Origin of the sequence: Proteus hauseri ATCC 700826 (assembly GCF_001654965.1) — a bacterium.
Classification (GTDB): domain Bacteria; phylum Pseudomonadota; class Gammaproteobacteria; order Enterobacterales; family Enterobacteriaceae; genus Proteus; species Proteus hauseri.
The window spans coordinates 63091-87191 of sequence record NZ_LXEV01000023.1; the positions used below are offsets into that span (position 1 = coordinate 63091).

Genomic DNA, 24101 nt, shown 5'->3' on the forward strand with positions numbered 1-24101 from the left:
ATGCTCTCTTTATTGTTATTCTAGTTATTTTTACTTTAATTCACGATTTTATTGTTACGTTCTTTCTCTTTTAGATCTTCATGGGTATCAATATCTACTTTATGCGCAGAAGGTGCAAATAAAGCAACAAGATAACCAATTAATATAATGAAAGAGAGCAACATCATAATATTGGGTGAGTAAATTAGCGTATATGGCATTAATAATAATGAGGCGGCAGTAAAAACAAATGAAATGGCTACTGGATATTTTATTCCGATATCTCTTATTCTCTGGGACAAAATAAGTGTAAATATGTAGATTTGGATAATAACAAACATTGTTTCCATTAATCCAAATAGGCTAAACGAAAATTGGTAATAAAACGTACTTTGAAGAGCAAGACCTGCATCTTCTGGATAAAGTACAATATATCCTTGATAAAGCAGTGTTTGAATAACACCTAATAAAACTGACCAAACTAATTCTGCACCTAAAAATGATAACCTTGCTCGTTTTTTTTGCTTCCATTGATACGATAATTTAGTTGATAGCATAAGTCACTTCATGATTTATTAAGTCTATTTTATCATATTACTCTATAATGCTATTTCAATCATATGAGATAAAAGTAAATTGTATTAAACTTAACAAGCTTTCAATAAAAATAAGGATTATGTGATGCCCATTCAAACAACCAGAGATGCCCTTCTTCGTTAAAAAACTTTAAATTAACAAGAAGGGCTTATTAAATGAATTATACAAAAGTAGACTTAGAACAATGGAATAGAAAGGAACATTTCCTTCATTATCGTCATAACTTGCAATGTGGCTTTAGTTTAACAACTAAGCTAGACATTACATTATTAAAAACAATATTAACCAATAAAAATCTTAAGCTGTATCCCACATTAATTTTCTTGATAGCTAAAACAGTCAATAGCTATCCTGAGTCGAGAATGGCAATAAAAGATGATGAGCTGATTATATGGGATCAAATAAATCCTGCTTATACTCTTTTTCACCAAGAAACAGAGACTTTTTCTGAAATTTGGAGTGAATATAGTGAAGATTGGATGACATTTTTACAACGATACGAGCAAGATTATCAGCATTACAAAGATAATTTAGCTTTATCAGCCAAGCCTCATCATCCTGAAAATCATTTTTGTATATCAATGATACCATGGGTAAGTTTTGATGGTTTTAACCTTAATATCACCAATGTTAAGGATTATTATCCCCCTATTTTTACCATGGGAAAATATTACCAAGTTGATGGTAAGATTTTATTACCATTATCAGTACAAGTACATCATGCGACTTGTGATGGTTTCCATATGGGAAGAATGATTAACACATTGCAAGCGTTGTGTGATGGATTTGCAGGTTAATTTTGTAGAAATTAATTAAGATAATCATATATAAATCTTACTTAAACCACTCTTTTGTCGCTTAAATAAAAGAGTGGTTTTATTGTAATATAAGAACTTCTGTATGATTTACCGAAATTCCCATTAGAAAATACTATAGTTAATTTATCTAACTTGTTTATTTATCCATTTAATATCAGCATTACTGAATTGAATGCTACTCTCTTTAGTAGTATCGGTATCAAGTAAAATTTTCTCTTTAATTAGTTTAGATACAGGAACAATGATATTAAAGTGATCGCCGTATTTGATATTGTATATTTTTAATGGAATGTCATTCACCATCGCAACTTCTCGAATTTCATTAAATTCATCCCAAAAATAACCACGGCCTTCAAAATAAAAGGTTGGGCTTTTTATAGATTTAATATAACGATATACTGAGCGGACATTAAATTCTTCTTTATTATTCTCGTCAAATGGTAATTCAACAATCATGTTTCCTGCTGCTCGTAATTCAAGATCAGGTATTCCACCTAATGAAAAGATAGCTCTAAATTTATCACTATATTCACTTGCCAATAATGCACGGGTTCCGCCAGTACTGTGCCCTACAACGTAGATACGTTTAGGATCAATATACTCAAGAGAAGCTAGATATTCTCTTGCTGATTCTAAATCTTCAATTTCACCATAAAACATTTCATAACGACCGGGATTAGTATTTTCTCCACGGAATGAAGGTATCATTAATACCATATTTGGATCACGGAAAGTTGCACCCGTTTGGTCATTATCAGCAGGTTTGGGTTGCCAGAAATAATCATCGCCACCTATTCCACCATAACCGCCATTTAACCAGATAACAGCAGGCAATTTAATACTTTTATTTTCTGGTGGAGGTGTTAGATATGCAAACATATCCCCTGCCTTTGCAGGATATTTAATAATATTAAATATTTCTGGTGGCGCTTCCCAAGGTGGATCAATATTATCAAAACTATCATTCACAATATTAGTTTTAAAGCGCTGATGTGCTTCAAACAAAGTTTCATCACGCACTTCTATTTTAGCATTTGCAGAAAATACGCTTGAGCATAAAAGCGAAAACACCACTACGCGAGCGATTTGCAGGTAACTTTTTTTATTTATATCCATTTAAACATCTCTATGATTAACGACCAGAAAGGATGATAGCACAGAGTGTTTTATAACGATGAGTATAACTTTTTACTGAATTGGATTTATGAATTATTCATTTTATGTACAAAAAAGGCATCTTAAAAAAGACGCCTTTCTGTATAACATATTGATTATTTTAGATTTACTTATTTTGCAGTGGTGCGAATTAAGTAATCAAAGGCGCTGAGTGAGGCTTTAGCACCTTCTCCTGCTGCAATAATGATTTGCTTGTAAGGCACTGTTGTACAATCACCCGCTGCAAATACACCTTTAATATTCGTTTCACCACGAGCATCAACAATAATTTCGCCCATTTTATTACGCTCAACAGTGCCTTCTAGCCACTGTGTATTAGGTAATAAACCAATTTGAACGAAAATACCCGCTAAAGCGATATCATGCATAGAATCATTAGTGCGATCTTTATATTTAAGTCCTGTTAATTTAGTACCATCACCATACACTTCTGTTGTTTGTGCATTTAAAATGATTTCAACATTACTTAAGCTACGCAGTTTTTTCTGTAATACGGCATCTGCTCTCATTTCTGGCGCAAACTCTAATACAGTGACATGCTCTACTAAGCCAGCTAAATCGATAGCGGCTTCAACTCCTGAGTTACCACCACCAATAACAGCTACTCTTTTGCCTTTAAATAATGGACCATCGCAGTGTGGGCAATAAGTTACACCACGAGTACGATACTCATTTTCGCCGGGAACATTCATGTTTCTCCAACGAGCACCTGTTGCAATAATTAAGCTACGCGTTTTTAGTGTCGCACCCGATGCAGTTTCAATTTGGTGTAAATCACCTTCTGAAACCCCCGGGATCAAACGACTCACAGTTTGGCTATCAATTACATCGACTTGATAATCGTCAACATGCGCTTTTAATGCACCTGCAAGTTTAGCACCTTCTGTTTTTGGTACTGAAATATAGTTTTCAATATCAACAGTATCAAGAACTTGCCCACCAAAACGCTCACCGATAAGACCGGTATTTAAGCCTTTACGCGCTGAATAAACTGCTGCTGATGCACCTGCTGGACCGCTACCAACAATAAGAACATCAAAAACATCTTTCTTATTTAAAGCCTCGGCAGCACGTTTTTCTGCATTACTATCTACTTTGTTAACGATATCAGCGAGTGTCATACGACCCTGACCAAACTCGTTACCATTTAAGAATACAGCAGGAACGCCCATCACATTACGTTCCTGAATTTCATTTTGGAACATGCCTCCGTCAATCGCAGTGTGTGTGATTTTCGGATTTAAAATCGCCATTAAGTTTAATGCCTGAACAACATCTGGGCAGTTATGACAAGAGAGCGAATAATAGGTTTCGAAATGAAACTCACCGTCTAACTGACGAATTTGTTCAAGTAAATCTTGCGCTTCTTTAGATGGATGACCACCTGTTTGCAGTAATGCTAAGACCAACGATGTAAATTCATGCCCTAGTGGTGAACCTGCAAAACGAACACCTGTTTCTTTCCCTGGATTGGTGATAAGAAAAGATGGTTTACGCACATTGGCGCTATTGTCTTCACGATAAGTCATTTTATCGGATAATATTTCGATCTCTTTTAATAGAGATTGAATTTCAACAGAATGTTTGCTGTCATCTAATGTTGCTACTAACTCAACTGGCTGGGTTAATCGTTCTAAATAAGCTTTCAGCTGAGCTTTTAAATTATTATCTAACATTTTTGCACCCTCAATAAAATCGGGTGCCGAAACACCCGATAAACAACTTTTTTAGTGGCTTAATTCTTTTTTAGATTTTACCAACTAAATCCAGTGATGGAGCTAAAGTTGCATCACCTTCTTTCCATTTGGCTGGGCAAACTTCGCCTGGATGGCTAGCTACATATTGAGCAGCTTTAACTTTACGCAGCAAATCTGATGCATCACGACCAATACCTTCAGCAGTGATTTCAATTGCTTGAATAATACCTTGTGGGTCAACAACAAAAGTACCGCGGTCTGCAAGACCTTCGTTTTCACGCATATTTTCGAAGTTACGAGTTAATGCACCTGTTGGATCGCCAATCATGCCATATTTGATTTTGCCAATAGTTTCTGAGCTGCTATGCCATGCTTTATGAGTAAAATGAGTGTCTGTAGAAACAGAAAATATTTCTACACCCATTTTTTGAAATTCATCATAATGATCAGCTAAATCACCTAACTCAGTTGGGCAAACAAAGGTAAAATCTGCTGGATAGAAGAAGAAAATGCTCCATTTGCCTTCGACGTCCTTTTCAGTCACTTCTACGAATTGACCGTCTTTAAATGCCATGTTTTTGAATGGTTTGATTGGGGTATTGATTAAAGACATTGTATTTCCTCCTGTTTGGTATGAGCCTAATGTACCTATTCCATTTGGTAATAGCTAATACATTCCCGCTATCGTATCAATAGGTTTTGCCTAATGAGTTGAAGAAATTGATAGAGACAAGTTAACAATATGTGGCGGGTAACGCATATCAATCATAAAAGACAATTTATTCATTGAGCTGATAAATTCAAGTAATTATCTTGACCAATGTTATAAATCAATTACGGCAATAAAAAATATAATTTATTGATTTTATTTTGCTTTTTTAATAATTGTATATGTACACTCAAATGCGGATTTTTGAATACGATAAATATCTTGGCTATCAGTAGTGGATTGAACAACGGCATCACCTGATTGAAAACGTTGTAGCTCTCCCCAAGGCGCTTTCATAACAAAAGCAGGTGTTGAATCAGGCACAATAAAATAATTCATTTCAACACCTTTAGGGATAAATGGCTGATATTGATTCGTGTTAGAATTTATCTTTGCTTTGCTCTGTTCAACGGCATTGTAACGTTGAGCAAACTTCTCTTTTCTTACTAAAATTTCTTCATTACCTGTTTCTGGGCAAATATTTTGTACAACCCAGTCACCTTGTTTCGCTGGTGCAGAAATAGTTTCAACCCCTTCACCTTTAATAACAGTGGTAATAACTTCACCTTCTTGAGCCTGTCGAGCTAATACTGGCTTTGTTTTTATAGCTAATCCTGTGATGCCTGTTTGTTGTGCTTGAGCGAAATATTCGACACGCTCTTTTTGTGGCAGAATTGAAAGATCATTAGCAAAAGAGGTTATTGGCAGTAAAACTGTTGTTAGTAGTAATAGTGTTAGTAGTAATGTTTTCAGTAAGTTGGTGTGCGTGCATAGAAGCATAATTTATTACTCAGTCAATGATAATATATTGCTACATTATTCTTTATTATTGGTTACGCTGATTTGCAATATTATGACAAGAATAAAAACATTAGCATCTGAAAAATCAGTCATCTATCTTACTGCGACTCAAAATTTCGAGGATTATCACAACTTGGGCAATATGGGATGAAATCATGAAAAAAAAGTACCGATCTACACAGTAGACCGGTATTAATAACGGTATCAGAATTAAAAGAAATATTTAAAACGAACTCTTGCACCATAGCGATCTTTGTCGCCACTCTCTACATTAATGTCATCTTTGCCATCAATGTGAGAATAATAAGCACCTAAGTAAGTTTTAAAATTATCCATACCTAAAATATTAGGGAGTTCATAAGAGGCAAAAACAGTATTGATGTTATATTTTCCAGGGTTAATTGTGAGATAACTATCATTGCTGCCTATTACTTTTTTATCATAAGCCTTGATATCGTTATGCGCATAAATATAACCTAGTTGGAATTTTTGCCATAAAACGTTTCCTCCAATAGAGAAATCATTCTCATTTTTGGCATCAAGATAGGCTGTACTTAAATTAGCCACAATTCCATTAATAGGATCTTCTGAAAGTGTGTCCCACTTTAAAGTAAGACCATAGCCAGTACGGCGTGATTGGTCTTGAAAATTACCGTCTGCATCTTCATAACCATAAGCATTAGTGATAACGTTACCATCTACAGCCGCAGCAATAGTAAAATTATCTTTTTGCCATGCCACCACTGGGCGCATATAAATAACATTCTTACGATTATCAAGTTTGCGCCCGTGATACTCACTATCTTTAAAAACAGAAGTGCCATCTTCAACTAGCGCATTAAGCTCAAAATACCAATTATCGTATTGAGTATTTACCATCATGCTACCGCCGTCACTACTACGGCCTCGCCCTTCTTTCATCATATATATATAACCGAAACCATCACCATATAAATCATTGGCGGTATTACCTGAATATTCAACAAAGGTATCTTGGTTTAACGGGAACATATCATAAGCTTCATAACGCCCAATTTTATATTGCCATTTATCGCGTTGACCAAAATAAAACACAGCATCATCAAGATTCATTTTTCCGGTCATATCAGCCATTGGTTGAGCACTAAATCCAGCATAATTGCCATTTTGTAACTCTCGCTCACCATCAACACCGATTAATATGCGTCCATTAAGGCTCCATTTTTCACTATCAGAAAATTCTTTTTGGTTTCCTGGCATTGAACGCATTGATGTTAACTGACCTTTTTTACTTGCAGCGTCGATATTATATTCAACGTCTCCATATAATTTAAGATTTCCCCAATCTGTATTGGTAGAAAAAAGACCTTGGCTTTCTTTATTCGAAGATGTCGATACTTGTTGTTGCCCTAATTCATCTAGCCTTGTTTGGGTTTGTGTTGCTTTCGCTTGCGTATCTTCAGATTGCTGTTCTAATACAGCGATCCTCTGCTCCATATTGTTTGATGAATTATTTTCTAACTGAATCAATTTACCTGAGCCTGTACCAGACATAATAAGTTGTTCAAGATGAGCCGCTTTTTTTTCAGCAACAGCAGCTCTTGCTTCAGCATTGGCCGCTCGTTGCTCAAGTGCATTTAATCTTGCTTCAATTGCGCTCATATCTGTTTGAGCATACGCAGACAGCGGTATTGTTAAGACTAAACCAATAGCTAGCGATAATGACTTCATTTTCATTCAAATATTCCTAAAATCAGCAAAGTGGACTTAAATTGGCATAACGATACTCAGAGCACTCAATTGAGTGACCTATTGCTTTAATTGATGGAATTATTATTATGATTTTCTCTTCTGTACTTTTCACCTTAGTATCAGATAGTTATTCACATCTTGCTCTCTTCATTAAGCAGTTAAAAAATGATTACGCCACATAAAGCTTGTTATCCAAATTAAATAAGTACACTTATTCTCGCTTAAGTGCTTTTTAACAAGCCCTATTTAAAGGTGTTCTGTTTTTAATGCTTCTTCTGAGTTTAGTTCTGGTTTGTGTTTTCTATTTTTATTAGTTATAGAAATGATTTGTATAAAGTAGTCGTTAATATGGAACATTTCCATAGCCAATTTTATTTTTTTTGATGTGAGTTCAATAACTGAGGATAAATTACATGGTCATACATCTTAAAGTGATGAATATGTATTTGAATAAGAGAATTTAGCGCAGGCATTTATATGTAGTTAAAAATGAAATGTAGTTAAAAATGAAGTGACCGTTGGCTTTTGCAATTGAAAAACTCGTTTTAGTCACGATTTTTAACTAGATACCAGATTGAGGCGAGGTTGTTACAGCAAAGATTAAAAATTGACAGAGGTCATTAGATTATAACCTCCGTCTATCTATCATTATATTCTACCGGGTTTACGTAATGCTCGGCGAAAATAAGATACTGGCATTTTAGGACAAATTTGTTCTTTTACAGCAGGATTATTTTCTAAATCCTCTCTTTCTATATCACTATTTTTTCTTCTACCTTGCGGTTGAGTTTCCGTTTTATTCATCTTCCCTTTCCTCAGAGATCAAGGCCTCATTAATAGATTCAATTTTTTCCACCGCATCATTAAGAATAGATGCGATACGTTCTGCTTTTTCAACAGAGAGCTCTTTTAATACCAATTTATGGCGTAGTACGGCTTTTAATTTACCAACAGCAGATTCAATTTCTTCAGATACACCACCTGCGTTTTGAGATAAATCTCTTGCGTAGGCAAGTTTAGTTTGAATGTTCTGTGCAATTTGCTGATGTTCAGCTAAAAAGGCACTTCCTTCAGGTGTAATGCTGTAATTTTTACGGCCTTTTTCAGCAATGTTTGCCACAACGAGATCCTGCTCTTCGAGCAATGTTAACGTTGGGTAAATAACACCTGGGCTTGGTACATATAAACCTGAGGATGCTTCATCGATACCACGAATTATTTCATAACCATGACTAGGTTTATTCGCAATCATGCTAAGTAATAAAACACGTAAATCACCATGATCAAACATACGTTTTAACTGACGGCCTTGACCTTTACCTCGACTACCACAACCACGACCACCACGGCCATGTTGTTTACCATGTTCACCGCGCTCACCATGGCAACATTCGCCGCGACCTTCATGGTGTCTACCATGTTCACCGCGCTCACCATGGCAACATTCGCCGTGACCCTCATGGTGTTTACCATGTTCACCGTGCTCACCATGGCAACATTCGCCGTGACCCTCATGGTGTTTACCATGTTCACCGTGCTCACCATGGCAACATTCGTCGTGACCTTCATGGTGTTTATTATGTTTCCCCTTTCCACCACAACAACCTTTACCATAACCACCATGTTCGCCATCATCAGCATGTTGTTGGTAAAGTGAGTTTAATGCTCGAATCATCATAAATATTCCCTCATTGTTTTAGATATATCGAAATTATGTATAGCAATATAATCCGATATATCTAAATGATCAAGTTTTAGATATATCTATTTTGAAATATAAATTATAACTCAATTTAACGAGTTGATTTATTTATGATTATATATTTTAAATAATGGCAACTATTATGAATGATTCTCATTATCTAACTTGGTGTTCTGTGCTATAGAAGTGAACTGACGATGAAAATCTCACTAAAATTAGATAAAAACGTAAATATCTATAGAGATAGCGCTATCGAAATTAAAAATATAAGAAGAAATGCAGGAATAAAATGATTGTGAAATTTGCAGTAAATATAAGCGACACTGTCACTAATGTGTTTTTGATAAATAATGCATAACAAAAAAGTGGATTTTTCATCCACCTTTTGTTTGAGCAACATAATATCAATAAAATATTACTCTTTTATAAGCTGGTTTTTTAATGCAGATAAGACAACCTGTTTAATATATTGATACCCTTCTTCGATTTGTTGATCTCCGCATCTTTCAGCATCTTTCATGGTTAATTGAAGTAGGTTTAAATGTTTAACCTCTTGCCACTCACTTTTATCTAAATCGCAGTCATGACAAAGTTTGGCAGGGATATCATCACTATTACGAGCACAAAGTGTGAGTAAATTTAAATCTTGTTTATGATTACTTTGTAAAACCAAATTTTCATAGATAGCTTTATTTAGATTATTCTGTACATCTAAAGAACGATTACCTTTGATAACTATCGCAAAGCTAAGTTTATTAAAATCAGAAGTCGGTAATGGCTTAATGATATAAGAATTACCACTTCTTTTTATTTCCTTTGCCTTATTTAATACTTGTTCAAGTTTTACTCTGGCTGCCCACAATGTTTGTGCATGTAGACCAAAACCTAAAGAATTAAATGAATAAAGTTGATGAATACTCCAAATTGATGCAACAGCTGGTGCGGATTGAATTCCATCTATTTCATAGGCGGCATCTGCTTGTTCAGGGCAGACTTTGGGTGGATTTGCTAAAAAACGGCTCATACGTGCATCTTTAATACAAACGATCCCAGTAGGATATGGTGAGAATCCTGCTTGGAAAGGCTCAAATGAAACCGAATCAGCTAATGATAAATAAGCAAAGCTATCATAAACATCCGGCTGTAATTCGAGTTCAGGAGCTTCTTTTTTTAGTTTTTTACTTAATATTTCATAAGGAATTATTCTATTATTTTTATCAAGGAATAAACTTCTCATATAACCAAGTTGCGCAGCATCAATATGAATATAGAATGAACTATTAAATTTCCGACTACACTCTTCACGTAATTCAAACAGCGGTTTTAACATATCTATACTGCCGTAAGTGGGCGACCCTAAAACACCTATCACGCCAAGAATCGGTTCACCCTGTTCAATCAGTCGTAAAATTATTTCTTTCGTTTTATTTGTATCTGTTCTAAATGTTTCATCTATAGGTAATGCAATTAGATTATCATAACCTAACCCTAAGATATCCATTGCTTTTTTCCAAAATTCAAACCGAGAAATAGGAACAAGTAATTTACCTAAATGCATTGTTCGAGTCATACCTGTACCTCGGCAAGTGAGGTGGCTCACATCATCAAAAATACCTCGTTCATGCAATTTTTCACCTATCGATAAAATATCACCTACAGACATATTAAATAATTCAAATGCTTTTTTATCCGCGACCAAATCGCGTGATTTTGGATGTCTTGCAATTGCCATCGGCAATGTTTTTAAATTTCGTAACGCCCAAAGTATTTCGTAACACGCGAGAATATGACTTGTGGTGATATGACCAAAAGCTTTATCTGAATCAAATCCAATTAATTGAAAAAGATCACGCGTAATTTCTTTTTCTTGTTGTTTTTGTAGCGGTGAGTGATTGTTAAATACATTATCTGAGCTATATGCTAATGCGCTAAGGTACCCTAATTTTGCCAACTGCATCACTTGTGAATTATGATGCGAAAAATAAGGTTCTATATTGGGTTGGTTATTAAATATTTGCTGTTTTAATGTAGTAAGAATATTGTCATAAGCATTATCAACTATTCTTTTTCCCAAAGCGTTATTTTTTGTTTTGTGTTCAATGTTATCGCTACTATTTATTTTTGCTTTTTGGGCTTTAGAAAAAAGATATTCACTATCCATTAATATTTTTGTCATCTCTCGATGATAACATACGAGAGTATCGGCCGCTCTAGAATGATATACACGTTCTGTAGCACTCAGACAGATTTCTTTGTTGTTTGCCATCATCGCACCTATATATAAATTTTTGTTATTAATTCTAATGAAAATTGTGCTTATTTAGCATAATTAATATATATCTTTTTAAATGATATACTACATGATGAGTAAGAATCTTCTTTATTTTATTGATATCAGATAAGATTTTAAGATTCTATGATTATATTTTCATTCTCTTATGACAAAACATTCAATTTTATTCGTTAATTACACTATTTTATTATCAATTTTGATTTAAGTTATATTTTTATAAAAATTATTTTATTTTCACTGTGGTCAATACTTAGCTCTAACTTAATTTAAATATACAACTGTTTTTATCGACTAATATCTATTCCAAAGTAATAATTATTTATTTTATTCTTATAAAGAGGAATTTTTTTACTAAGAGTCATTAGCTTTTATTTCAATACAAAAAAACACACAATAAATTAGATGTGTGTTTTTTCAGAATAATCGTGATCAACGACTTAAATATTGTTACCCTACTTATAACAAATTATTTTTTATAAGTTTGATATCATCTATTTATGTTCTATCAAGAGAGAACGAGCATAACCTTACCAATTAAGTCCCCTGACTCCATTAATTGATGTGCTTTCCCTACCTCATCTAAAGGGTAAATGGCATTAATAATAGGTTTTATTTTACCACTAGTAATCAATGGCCAAACTTGTTGCATTAATTCTTGTGCTATTTCGACTTTTTCTTCTACTGTTCGAGAACGCATTGTTGAACCAGTATGAATTAAGCGTTTAATCATCATCGGCATCATATTTAAATTTTTAGGCATCCCTTTCATCATGCCAACTTGTATTATTCTGCCGAATTTAGCTGCGACTTGGTAGTTTTTCTCAACGTAATCGCCGCCAATGATATCAAGGACAACATCAACACCTTTCCCTTCCGTTAAGTTAGGAATTTCATGAGCAAAATCTTTTAATTTATAATTGATAACATAATCGGCACCTAACTTTAATGCCACAGCTTCTTTATCTGCCGATCCAACTGTTGTAAATACTTTTGCACCTATTGCATGAGCAAGCATAATAGCGATAGAGCCAATACCTGATGTACCACCATGTATAAGAACAGACTCACCTTTTTTTAATTTACCTAACTGAAAAAGATTTGCCCATACTGTAAATAAATTTTCAGGCAATGCGGCCGCTTCAATATCACTCATGTTCATTGATGGTAGTGCGATATCTTCATGCACAAGGCAATATTGCGCATATCCACCACCCGCGACTAATGCACAAACACGATCACCTAATTTCCACTGAGAGCATCCATCTCCCAAAGCAACAATTTCTCCCGCTATTTCTAAGCCAGGGATAGGTGATGCATCTGCTGGTGGAGGATAACTTCCTTGTCGTTGAAATATATCGGGCCGATTTACGCCAGCAGCCCCTACTTTAACTAACATGTAGTGAGGTGCTAATAATGGTAATGGAGCGACTTGTGCTTGGAGTTTATCAATGCCACCCGGTTCAATTATCGCAATTTCGACCATTTCTTTGGGTAAGATGTGATTTTGAGTCATTAGTTTTCCCTTATCTATTTTACTCGTCATCAGAATTTAATGATGTTTTAACCACTAAATAAAAACCATTATCAATATAATCGATAATAGTTTTATCAAACTGACAAGTAAAATATTAGCGCATTAATGGAAAATTATAACCATCCCTGTTTTTTATGCTGTGTGCATATTGGGCATAGTTTTGATTCGGGTTCCCATGCTAGAAATGCTAAACGGCATTTTTCACAATGTGCATCATAATAATGATAACGCATTGGTTCACTATTTTTTGCGACTTGTTCATCGACCATGATTGATTTAGGAAAACAAACAACTTGGCAATTCATACAACCTGTGCAGCGTTTTTCATCTAATGTAAAAACATTATTTTCAAGTTCAATTGCATTTTCATCACATACTTTGGCACAAGCAGAACAAAGGATACAATTCTCTTTATCAAGCTTAATTTGAAACCAACTATCTTCAGGATAAAGCTGCTTTCTTGCATTTAACCCTGTTTTTACATGGTTTTTATTAAGTGGCTTTTCATCAAGTTTTTGACGAAAAAGCATAAAACGTCGTCCACTATCCACATCCATTGGTTCAGTAATAACTAACTGCCAAATAGGTTCTTGTAATGTTTTAAGTTGTAAGTTTAATTTAGCCAGAACTGAAAGCCATTTGTCGACTAAAGGTTCGATAATTTTCATCCCGCGAATTTGAAATTGGCGATGCCAAACTAATAATTCTTCAACGCTTGCGAGAGGCTCATCGTGACTAACGACTAATAAGTTATCTTGATAAGTTCTTTCATGGGGGGTGATATTTTCTATTGCATCAACAGGGCAAGTAAATAAACAGTTACCACATTGAAAACAAAGCTCATTATCTATTTCAACATTTAAATGGCCAAATGTGATAGCGCCCACAGGGCAACTTCTTAAACAGCTATCACATAAGCTTTGTTTGAGGCGTTTCCTGACACATTTATCATTAATTACAGGTTCAGGGGGAAGATCCACCTTAATAAAACGCCTCATACATTACTACTCCGTTACTTAACTATAAAAATGCAAACCGATTAAGTATCTCAGCAATAATTGTTACACCACAACCTGCTAATAACAGATGTGAACCTGAAGTAAATACAGCTGCGCGATATTTCCACAAGCTATATCCAATCATAACAATACTGAGAATAGACAATATCCATGCAGATATTCTTAATCCGAATGTTTCATTATACGCAATGATAGGCGTGTGAGGGAAAGTAATTGCAGTACCGGTTGAAAATAGTGCGCCAAGAAACATAAAGTATGTATTAGCATGCATCCATCTCAGCATTGATATGTGGTAATAAAGACATAAAAGCACCAAGATAAATGGCAGCAAAGATAATTTCACAACTTAACCATGACGATGAAATATGACGCAATACATAGAATGCATTCCACGGGTATCCCATATGTAATGTCGATACTAATAATCCCAAACCGCCCAATATAGCACCTGTAAATAACACTGGACACATTGCAATAGTCGCACGTTGGTTACCAATTTCTTTTTCTAACTTTAGTTAGCATTAAATTGCATCAAAAATACATCTAGTTAACCCCACTTAAAGATTGTTAATAAAATAAAAGGAACTATAGGAAAAACACTGATTTAAAGTAAAGAGGTAAGTGAAATGTCAATATAAAGATAGAATTTTTTGGAGCCTACCTTGATTTTTGCTTTTTGGCGGGGATAATTTAGCAATACCGCTATGACTTACCTAAAAAATCGAATAATATACCAACTCAGTATAGGGTTAGCGCAAATTGTTCTAAATCAGCCTCCAAACAAAACATTGTTTTTATCAATATACATGATTTGTTACATTCAGAATTATTTCTATGCGTACCATTATTCCCCTTACTAAATACAGCAGTATGTGTTAAAATTGACGCATATCAATATTTTTATTTGTAATGAGCAAGCTTATGATCCCAGAAAAACGCGTCGTTCGCCGAATCCAATCTGGCGGTTGTGCAATCCATTGTCAAGATTGCAGTATTAGCCAGCTCTGCATCCCGTTTACTTTAAACGAGCATGAGCTTGATCAACTCGATAATATTATCGAGCGTAAAAAGCCCATCCAAAAAGGTCAAACTTTGTTTAAAGCCGGTGACGAGCAAATTACGGGTTTTCATCTGGCTGGTGACTTGGTTGGATTTGACGCCATTATTAATACAGAGCATCCAAGTTTCGCGCAAGCACTTGAGACCTCAATGGTTTGTGAAATTCCATACGAGACGTTAGATGATTTGTCAGGCAAAATGCCAAACCTTCGTCAACAAATGATGCGCTTAATGAGTGGTGAAATTAAGGGCGACCAAGAGATGATCTTACTGTTATCGAAAAAGAATGCAGAAGAACGTCTGGCCGCATTTATTTATAATCTCTCTCGCCGCTTTGCACAGCGTGGTTTCTCACCTCGCGAGTTTCGTTTGACGATGACTCGTGGTGATATCGGTAACTACTTAGGTCTTACTGTTGAAACTATTAGCCGGTTGCTAGGTCGTTTCCAAAAAAGTGGAATGCTAAGCGTGAAAGGTAAATATATTACCATTGAAGATAATACGCTGTTGAGTGAGTTGGCTGGTAAGCTTCCTTCTTCTACAGAAGTCTAATTTTCATTTAACATATTTCATTTTTATAACGGGTCACACAAATTTGTGACCCGTTTTCTATTTTGTACTATTGCATTTTATCTTCTTGGGTTATCTTTAAAAAGTAGATGGATAAATCCAGCCCTAAAGAGGATATTACAATGGAAAAATATCAAAACCTTCTCGTTGTCATTGATCCTAACCAAGATGACCAACCTGCACTTCGTCGTGCGGTCTATATCGTTCAGCGTAATGGTGGGCGGATAAAAGCTTTTCTACCGGTTTACGACCTCTCGTATGATATGACCACCCTTTTATCTCCTGATGAACGCAATGCAATGCGCAAAGGTGTTATTAGCCAAAAAGCGGCTTGGATAAAACAGCAAGCACGCTATTACCTTGAAGCGGGTATCGAAATTGATATCAAAGTCATTTGGCATAATCGTCCCTATGAAGCTATTATCGAAGAAGTTATTGCTCATGAGCATGATTTATTACTGAAGATGGCTCATCAGCACGATAAATTAGGTTCGCTTATTTTTACACCCCTCGATTGGCAACTATTAAGAAAATGCCCTTGCCCAGTTTGGATGGTAAAAGATAAAGAGTGGCCAGAATACGGTTCTATCGTTGTTGCAGCTAATTTATCTAACGAAGAGTCTTATCACGATGCACTTAATTTAAAATTGATTGAGTTAACTAACGATTTATCTCATCGCATACAGAAAGATCCTGATGTGCGTTTATTAAGTGCTTATCCCGTCGCCCCTATCAATATTGCTATCGAGCTACCTGATTTTGATCCTAATCTTTATAACAATGCATTACGAGGCCAACATCTTATTGCGATGAAAGAACTTCGCCAGAAGTTTTCTATTCCAGAAGAAAAAACCTATGTTAAGGAAGGATTACCCGAGCAAGTGATACCTCATATGTGTGAAGAGCTTAATGCGGGTATTGTTGTTTTAGGCATCTTAGGAAGAACAGGACTTTCGGCCGCATTTTTAGGTAACACAGCAGAACAGCTGATCGACCATATAAAATGTGATTTGCTAGCAATTAAGCCAGATGGTTTTACTTGCCCTATCACAGTTGATAAAGATCACGATTAAGCAATAATCGTTTAATCTAACCAATAAAAAACGCCCTAATTGGGCGTTTTTTATTTTACAAGCTTATATTACATGGTTGTGATTTGTTGTGTATTACAGTGCTTTTAATATTGCATCAACACTAGCTTTTGCATCACCAAATAGCATTTGTGTATTTTCTTTAAAGAATAGCGGATTTTGTACACCTGCGTACCCCGTATTCATTGAACGTTTAAATACAATAACATTCTGTGCTTTCCACACTTCCAATACAGGCATTCCTGCAATTGGACTATTTGGATCATCTTGAGCAGCTGGGTTAACCGTATCATTAGCACCAATAACTAATACGGTATCAGTGTCGGTAAAATCATCATTGATTTCATCCATTTCTAATACTATGTCATAAGGTACCTTGGCTTCAGCTAACAACACATTCATATGTCCTGGTAAACGCCCTGCTACTGGGTGAATACCAAAACGTACTTTAATTCCACGTTGACGTAGTTTTTCTGTAATATCGTGCACTGGATATTGTGCTTGAGCAACAGCAAGTCCATAGCCTGGGGTGATAATAACTGAAGTCGAATTTTTCAGCATATCAGCAACTTCTTCAGCCGTTGTTTCACGGTATTCACCCATTTCACTTTCTTCAGCAGAGGCAGAACCATCCGTACCAAATCCACCTGCAATTACGCTGAAAAATGAACGGTTCATCGCTTTACACATAATATAAGAAAGAATTGCACCTGAAGAACCCACTAAAGCTCCCGTTACAATCAGCAGATCATTACTTAGCATAAAACCAGCCGCCGCGGCTGCCCATCCTGAATAGGAGTTCAGCATCGAAACCACAACAGGCATATCAGCACCGCCAATGGATGCCACTAAGTGCCAACCAAATGCTAATGCGATTAATGTCATTACGATAATAAGGAAAACTTGTAAACCTACACTGTCTGTTTTTACAAACCAAACCATTAATAAAAAAGAGACCACTAATGCTGCTAAGTTTAATTTATGGCGATTAGGTAACATCATCGGCTTAGATGACATCTTTCCACTTAATTTACCATAAGCAACAATTGAACCTGTAAATGTTACTGCGCCAATGAAAATACCTAGAAATACTTCGGTCAGATGGATGTTAACCATCACGGGTTCCATAGCTGTATTGTGATCTAGATAGCTATTAAAACCGACTAAAACAGCAGCTAAACCAACAAAACTATGCAAAATAGCAACAAGTTCTGGCATTTGAGTCATTTCGACTTTTTTTGCTAGGCGAATACCAATAACGGCACCAATTACCATTGCAATAATGATCCAGCCAACATTGCCCGCATAAGGCCCAAATATAGTGGCAAATAATGCAATTGCCATCCCTGCAATACCAAAGTAATTCCCTTGTTTAGAGGTTTCATGCTTTGATAAACCAGCAAGACTAAAAATAAATAGTATTGCGGCGACAATATATGCCGCTGTAACAACTCCGCTGGACATAATTGCCTCCCTTATCCTTTACGGAACATTTTCAACATACGTTGAGTAACGGTGAACCCACCAAAAATATTAATGCTCGCTATTAAAATAGCGACAAATGAAAATAGACTTACCCAACCACCACTACCAATTTGTAATAATGCGCCAACAACAATGATGCCTGAAATTGCATTAGTTACTGACATTAATGGCGTATGTAATGAATGACTTACATTCCAAACAACGTAATAACCTACCACACAAGATAGCGCGAACACCGTAAAGTGAGATAAAAATTCTTTTGGTGCAACATTAGCAAGCCATGCAAATAATAAAAACGCGATAGCTAATAAACCGTATTTTTTCCAAGGAGAAACCGGTTTTGCCACTGATTTTTCTTGTGGTTTAGCAGCAGGAGTGACTTTGGGCTGCGCTGAAACCTGAATTGGTGGCGCAGGCCATGTAATTTCTCCGGCTCGAATAACGGTAACACCTCGGATCACAACATCATCAAAATCAATATTGATGTTACCATCTTTTTCTTTACACAATAATTTCAGCAAGTTAACTAAATTAGTACCATAAAGCTGAGAAGATTGAGCAGGCAAACGTGCGGCTAAATCTGTATAACCAATAATTTTCACGCCATGTTCTGTAGTGAAGACTTTATTGGGTACTGTGTATTCACAGTTGCCGCCATTTTGAGCAGCTAAGTCAACGATGACACTTCCTGGGCGCATTGAATCAACCATTTCTTTTGTGATTAAACGAGGCGCTGGTTTTCCTGGAATAAGTGCTGTTGTAATAATGATATCAACGTCTTTTGCTTGTTCAGCAAACAATGCCATTTCTGCATCAATAAATGCTTTCGACATGACTTTGGCATAGCCATCACCACTGCCTGCTTCTTCTTTAAAATCCAGTTCAAGAAACTCAGCCCCCATACTTTGCACTTGTTCTTTTACTTCAGGACGCGTATCAAAGGCTCGAACAATAGCCCCAAGACTGCCTGCCGCACCAATTGCAGCAAGTCCTGCAACACCGGCACCAATAACCATTACTTTTGCTGGTGGTACTTTACCGGCCGCTGTAATTTGTCCTGTGAAAAATCGACCAAACTCATGAGCCGCTTCAACAACAGCACGATAACCTGCAATATTTGCCATTGAGCTTAAAGCATCTAATGATTGTGCACGAGAGATACGAGGTACGCTATCCATCGCCATGACATTGATATTTTTTTCTGTCAGCTTTTCGAGCAATGCCGCATTTTGTGCAGGCCAAATGAAACTGACAAGTGTGCAGCCTTCTTTCAATAAAGTGATTTCATCATCAAGTGGAGCATTAACCTTCAAAATAATATCGGATTGCCAAATATCTTGATGATTAACAACATCAGCTCCTGCTTCTTGATACGCTTTATCTTCAAAGCTAGATGCAATTCCAGCTCCATTTTCAATAGCGACCGTAAATCCTAATTTTATCAGTTGAGTAACAGTAGCTGGCGTTGCTGCAACCCTTGTTTCATTAGAAAGTCGCTCTTTGGGTATACCAATTCGCATAATTTTCCCTTCTTATCCATCCAAAATTTGTTAAAATTTCTCTATTAATATCATAAATATGCAAAAGTAGTGTTAAAAATAGTCATTTGCATACTATTAATAAGAGCTCTAATAACCTACTGAAAATAAAACCAATAATCTATATCTGTGTAAAGCTAAAATTGAACTTAATTAGATCATTTTAGTCGAAAAGGCATATTAATGAATTATTCACTATTTTCAGATAAATATCTGGTAACATATACTGGTCATTTGACCAAGTGGTTAGTCACTAAATAAAATAATGCGACAAATGCTATTATTACATGTAATAATTGCACTCTATGTGATAGATCACTATGTTCAGCACATGACCAATATTAATTGCGCAAGGCGGAAGGATTTTGTATGAAGCTGAAAACCTCAGTCATCGCAGCAGCGATGTTGTCTTTAACGAGTATCACTGTTGCGCAGGCTGCACAGGAATTGACACCAGAACAGGCAGCAGAATTAAAACCATTTGAACGAATTACAGTAATCGGCCGTTTTAACGCGATTTATGAAGCCGCTGACGCAGTTTCTCGTCGTGCTGATAAAATCGGTGCTGATAGCTTCTATATTCAAGGCCTAGATGATGTCAGTGACAGTGGTAACATGAGTGTTACTGCTGATTTGTATCGAAAAGATGCGCCTAAAGCAGATGATGATACCTATCGCGTATTTCATGGTGTAACAGAACTGCCGAAAACAGAAGCAATTATGCTGCAACCTTTTGATACCGTTTCTATTAGAGGTTATTACCCAACAACTCCTGATATAAACGATGCCATAGCGAAAAAAGCGGCAAGCAAAGGTGCTGCATCATTCTTTATTGTACGTAATGTATCGACGAATGATGGTGGCAACCAAGAAGTTACTGCTTATATCTATAAAAAAGATGCGCCTAAACGTGCTATTCAAGCTCCAGAAGCAATCGTTCCCTTTGACTCAGATGCAGGCCGTGCCCTTATGGCTGAAGGCGGTGAAGCTGCAAATAAAGTTGAAAAACCAGGGTTGGATTCTAATACCGACTATGACAGAAGTGTAGGTACATTTACCGAAACACAAACGTCGATGGGAGGTCGTTACACTGTAACTTTACCTGATGGCACAGCGATTCAAGAAATTAACAAAGCATCCGCAGCATTAATGGATCCTTTTGATACTATTACTTTCAGTGGCTACTTTGTTAACTCACCAGAAATCTCTTATCAAGTTGCAAAACGTGCAGCTGAGAAAGGTGCTAAATTCTACCATATCACGAATGAATGGCAGAGTGATGGTGGTACGGTTACCATTACAGCTGACTTGTTTAAATAAAACATCACAGCGTATCAATAAAAAACCTTGCTTATGCAAGGTTTTTTTATTCTAAATTTGAGCCAACACACCCAACTAATAAAAATGCATAAAGTTTATGATTTTATGCATAGACAACAAAGTCAACTCTCCGTAAAATCTCGCTGTTTTTTAGTGTTTTTATCTTTACCTAAAATTTAAATATTCATATTTATTCTTTTTATTAAGCTAAAAACAACAAAATACGCTATTTATTTACAATTTTAATCACGCAGGAAATTATCTTTGAATAAAAAACTTGGCTTAATGTCACTAACCGCATTGGTATTAAGTTCGATGGTTGGTGCTGGCGTATTCAGTTTGCCTCAAAATATGGCGCAAGTCGCTAGCCCTGCAGCGCTTATCATTGGCTGGGTGATAACCGGAATTGGTATCCTCTTTCTCGCAACTTCTCTTTTACTACTTTCGCGCCTTAGACCTGATCTTGATGGTGGCATATTCACTTATGCGAAAGAGGGATTTGGTGAATTTATTGGTTTTTGTTCTGCATGGGGTTATTGGGTTTGCGCTGTGGTCGCGAACGTTTCATATCTTGTCATTGTCTTTGCTGCGTTCAGTTTTTTTACTGATACACCTGATAACATCATTTTTGGTGATGGAAATACATTCTATGCACTAATCGGTGAATCGATATTATTGTGGATCGTTCACTTTTTAGTGCTAAGAGGTGTACAAACGGCAGCAAGCATTAATTTAATGGCAACAATGGCAAAGTTACTCCCTTTAGGACTATTTATTATTATTGCCCTACTTGCTTTTAATATGGATATATTTACGCTCGATTTTGAGGGCATAAATATGGGCGTTCCAGTTTGGGATCAAGTAAAAAATACCATGTTAATTACCTTATGGGTATTTATTGGTATCGAAGGTGCGGTAGTAGTATCTGCAAGAGCTAAAAATAGACGAGATGTGGGTTTAGCAACCGTGCTTGCTGTTGTTGTGGCGCTAATTATTTATATTCTTGTCACCTTATTATCTCAAGGGCTAGTTAGCCAACCAGAATTAGCGATGATGAAAAATCCATCAATGGCTCCGCTATTAGTTAAATTGGTCGGTAGCATGGGTGAAATTATTATTGCAGCAGGTCTTATTTTATCTGTATGTGGTGCTTATTTAAGTTGGACGATAATGGCCGCTGAAGTACCTTATATTGCATCTTTACATCACTCTTTTCCAAAACAATTAAGCAAGCAAAATAAAAATGATGCTCCATCATCTTCGCTATGGTTTACCAACTGTGCTGTACAGCTCTCACTAGTTATCATTTGGTTAACCGGTAGCAATTATAATACGTTATTAACTATCGCATCTGAGATGATACTAGTACCCTATTTTCTTGTCGGTGCATTTTTATTTAAAGTCGCTATCGCTCGTAGCAGTAAAGCCTTACTACTTATCGCTATTCCAGCTAGTTTATATGGATTATGGTTACTTTATGCTTCAGGTGTAATTAACTTACTACTGTCTGTTGTTCTCTACGCACCTGGTATTTTGATATTTTTATATACTCGTAGGCAATATAAAAGCAAACAGCCATTACATACTAGTGAAAAAGTTATGCTAGGACTGGTATTGTTTGGTGCTATACCTGCCCTTGGCTATCTAGCTATTGCTTAATATTAATCTTAGCCCCTGAGAAATATAGGGGCTTCTTTTATTTTCTTCTATCTTCTATCTTCTATCAAAATAGCATATCCGCGATATATGAAAAAACAGTATTTTTATACTGTTAAGCTGTTTTTTTATTCATTGAAGTTTAAGTATAAATTGTTAAAAGTAAATGTATGTTGTAACTAAGTATAGAAAGTGGCTATTTAAATATAAAGGCCTTTTTTGCTGTGTTATTTTCTTATATTTTAGCAAATGAAACTTAAACCATCATGAAAGAAAGAAATTTAAACTAAAAAACAATTCAAACTCGATACATATAACTAAAAATATAATTAACGGTAATCATTAATCCCGACTTTTATATAACTACAATGAATTATATTATCTCCCTCATCCAAATGGAATAAAACTAAATCAAGTTGATTTATCTTAAAAACACACCTTTGAAAATTATAAAGGAAATTAAAATGCAAACTAAGTTGCACATAACTATCGCATCTACAATAATGGGTCATATCAGCAAAACATCATAAAGATAACATTTTTGAAACAGGGATCCCAGGAATAGGATTTAAATTAATTAGTAATGGAGATATTTTCTCTCTAAATAAAAATATTATTACCGTAAAAAAAACATATATCAATAACTGTAATTATCAAAAAGTTAAAAATGGCTATGATTTTCGATATTGTCAAGAAAGCTGGAATGGTATTCACCTTCACTTAGTCAAAATCGGCGAGTTAGACCTCTCGTTAAAATCCTTTAATTTTATCTCACCTATTACTATAAGTGCATATTTAGATGGTAAAAAGTACAATAATACACAATTACTTATTGACTTACCCAAGGTTGCTAATTGCAAACTAAGTATTAATGAACCAAGTATTCATTTAGAGCCCGTAGATAAAGACACTTTGAACTATTATACAGCTATTAATGAAAAAAATTTTTCAATTAATGTTGATTGTAAAAACAAAACACAAATAACATTGAAAATAGACAGCCCAGAAATATATAAAACAGAGAGTAAAAGTATTTTAGCTCTTTTATTAAACAAAGAACCTTCCGGTAGCGGCTTATTAATAAAGCACAACAATAAAAATTATATTCTTGGTTCAAAAATAATAAATAGTATCCGAACACCTACATCTAAATATATTTTTAATTTCTCCGTGGGTTATATAAAGATAAATAAAAAAATATTAGCTGGTAAAGTACACTCTCTTGCAAATGTTACTTTAGAATATGATTAAGGTATAATATGAAAATTCATATATTTGCTTTTATTAGTTTGTATGTTTTACAATCTCTACCATGCTAATATGCTA

At 35.4% G+C, this 24101-nt stretch carries 21 protein-coding genes; 6 read left to right on the forward strand and 15 right to left on the reverse strand.

All coding sequences use genetic code 11. The features are described from left to right. Positions 1–35: 35 nt before the first annotated feature. Complete coding sequence (locus M997_RS10020; RefSeq protein ID WP_064719981.1) at positions 36–536, reverse strand: hypothetical protein; 501 nt, start codon at positions 534–536, stop codon at positions 36–38. A 195-nt stretch (positions 537–731) separates the two neighbouring features. Here M997_RS10020 and catA point away from each other — a divergent pair, with 195 nt between their 5' ends. Next, complete coding sequence (gene catA / locus M997_RS10025) at positions 732–1373, forward strand: type A chloramphenicol O-acetyltransferase (protein ID WP_064719982.1); 642 nt, start codon at positions 732–734, stop codon at positions 1371–1373. Positions 1374–1517: 144 nt separating this feature from the next. On the opposite strand, the gene M997_RS10030 is transcribed toward catA, so the two are convergent. From M997_RS10030 to M997_RS17745, 12 genes are all read right to left on the reverse strand, one after another. Beyond that, positions 1518–2510: an alpha/beta hydrolase family protein gene (locus M997_RS10030; RefSeq protein WP_064719983.1), complete on the reverse strand. Its 993-nt coding sequence runs from the start codon at positions 2508–2510 to the stop codon at positions 1518–1520. 170 nt (positions 2511–2680) lie between these two features. Further along, positions 2681–4246, reverse strand: coding sequence for an alkyl hydroperoxide reductase subunit F (gene ahpF, locus M997_RS10035; protein ID WP_064719984.1), 1566 nt, complete (start codon positions 4244–4246; stop codon positions 2681–2683). Between the two features lie 70 nt (positions 4247–4316). Then, positions 4317–4880: an alkyl hydroperoxide reductase subunit C gene (ahpC, locus tag M997_RS10040; RefSeq protein WP_064719985.1), complete on the reverse strand. Its 564-nt coding sequence runs from the start codon at positions 4878–4880 to the stop codon at positions 4317–4319. A gap of 252 nt (positions 4881–5132) precedes the next feature. Further along, positions 5133–5756, reverse strand: coding sequence for a hypothetical protein (locus M997_RS10045; protein ID WP_082918416.1), 624 nt, complete (start codon positions 5754–5756; stop codon positions 5133–5135). 231 nt (positions 5757–5987) lie between these two features. Next, entirely contained in the window at positions 5988–7493 is a 1506-nt protein-coding gene (locus tag M997_RS10050) for a carbohydrate porin (protein ID WP_074379349.1), read from the reverse strand. Positions 7494–8156: 663 nt separating this feature from the next. Beyond that, positions 8157–8312: a hypothetical protein gene (locus M997_RS17575; protein ID WP_164971553.1), complete on the reverse strand. Its 156-nt coding sequence runs from the start codon at positions 8310–8312 to the stop codon at positions 8157–8159. Further along, positions 8305–9186 carry a PadR family transcriptional regulator gene (locus M997_RS10055; protein ID WP_064719986.1) on the reverse strand — a complete coding sequence of 294 codons (882 nt, stop codon included), beginning with the start codon at positions 9184–9186 and terminating at the stop codon, positions 8305–8307. The genes M997_RS17575 and M997_RS10055 overlap by 8 nt, the downstream gene beginning before the upstream one ends. A gap of 439 nt (positions 9187–9625) precedes the next feature. Further along, entirely contained in the window at positions 9626–11476 is a 1851-nt protein-coding gene (locus M997_RS10060; RefSeq protein WP_064719987.1) for a pyridoxal-dependent decarboxylase, read from the reverse strand. A 532-nt stretch (positions 11477–12008) separates the two neighbouring features. Continuing rightward, entirely contained in the window at positions 12009–13016 is a 1008-nt protein-coding gene (locus M997_RS10065) for an NAD(P)H-quinone oxidoreductase (RefSeq protein WP_064719988.1), read from the reverse strand. Between the two features lie 134 nt (positions 13017–13150). Then, positions 13151–14035 (reverse strand): 4Fe-4S binding protein, encoded by an 885-nt coding sequence (locus M997_RS10070; RefSeq protein WP_064719989.1) that lies wholly within the window; start codon positions 14033–14035, stop codon positions 13151–13153. 22 nt (positions 14036–14057) lie between these two features. Continuing rightward, positions 14058–14327, reverse strand: coding sequence for a hypothetical protein (locus tag M997_RS17740; RefSeq protein WP_239994656.1), 270 nt, complete (start codon positions 14325–14327; stop codon positions 14058–14060). Next, positions 14317–14526 carry a DmsC/YnfH family molybdoenzyme membrane anchor subunit gene (locus M997_RS17745; protein WP_239994655.1) on the reverse strand — a complete coding sequence of 70 codons (210 nt, stop codon included), beginning with the start codon at positions 14524–14526 and terminating at the stop codon, positions 14317–14319. The genes M997_RS17740 and M997_RS17745 overlap by 11 nt, the downstream gene beginning before the upstream one ends. A 451-nt stretch (positions 14527–14977) precedes the next feature. Between M997_RS17745 and M997_RS10080 the strand changes: the two genes are divergently transcribed. Both M997_RS10080 and uspE read left to right on the forward strand, forming a co-directional pair. Next, positions 14978–15667: a fumarate/nitrate reduction transcriptional regulator Fnr gene (locus tag M997_RS10080; protein WP_064719990.1), complete on the forward strand. Its 690-nt coding sequence runs from the start codon at positions 14978–14980 to the stop codon at positions 15665–15667. Positions 15668–15807: 140 nt separating this feature from the next. Further along, positions 15808–16758, forward strand: a complete 951-nt coding sequence (gene uspE / locus M997_RS10085) for a universal stress protein UspE (protein ID WP_064719991.1) — start codon at positions 15808–15810, stop codon at positions 16756–16758. Between the two features lie 93 nt (positions 16759–16851). Here uspE and pntB read toward each other — a convergent pair whose 3' ends face one another. Together pntB and pntA are read right to left on the reverse strand one after the other, a co-directional pair. Beyond that, positions 16852–18240 (reverse strand): Re/Si-specific NAD(P)(+) transhydrogenase subunit beta, encoded by a 1389-nt coding sequence (pntB, locus tag M997_RS10090; protein ID WP_064719992.1) that lies wholly within the window; start codon positions 18238–18240, stop codon positions 16852–16854. 11 nt (positions 18241–18251) lie between these two features. Further along, positions 18252–19781, reverse strand: a complete 1530-nt coding sequence (gene pntA / locus M997_RS10095) for a Re/Si-specific NAD(P)(+) transhydrogenase subunit alpha (RefSeq protein WP_064719993.1) — start codon at positions 19779–19781, stop codon at positions 18252–18254. Between the two features lie 387 nt (positions 19782–20168). Between pntA and ydgH the strand changes: the two genes are divergently transcribed. The 3 genes from ydgH to M997_RS17750 all read left to right on the forward strand — a co-directional run bounded on the left by ydgH (position 20169) and on the right by M997_RS17750 (position 24026). Then, on the forward strand, positions 20169–21119 hold the full coding sequence (gene ydgH / locus M997_RS10100) for a DUF1471 family protein YdgH (protein ID WP_064719994.1): 951 nt from the start codon (positions 20169–20171) through the stop codon (positions 21117–21119). A 264-nt stretch (positions 21120–21383) separates the two neighbouring features. Further along, entirely contained in the window at positions 21384–22778 is a 1395-nt protein-coding gene (locus tag M997_RS10105; RefSeq protein WP_064719995.1) for a basic amino acid/polyamine antiporter, read from the forward strand. Between the two features lie 828 nt (positions 22779–23606). After that, entirely contained in the window at positions 23607–24026 is a 420-nt protein-coding gene (locus tag M997_RS17750; protein ID WP_275658107.1) for a fimbrial protein, read from the forward strand. Positions 24027–24101 lie beyond the last annotated feature (75 nt).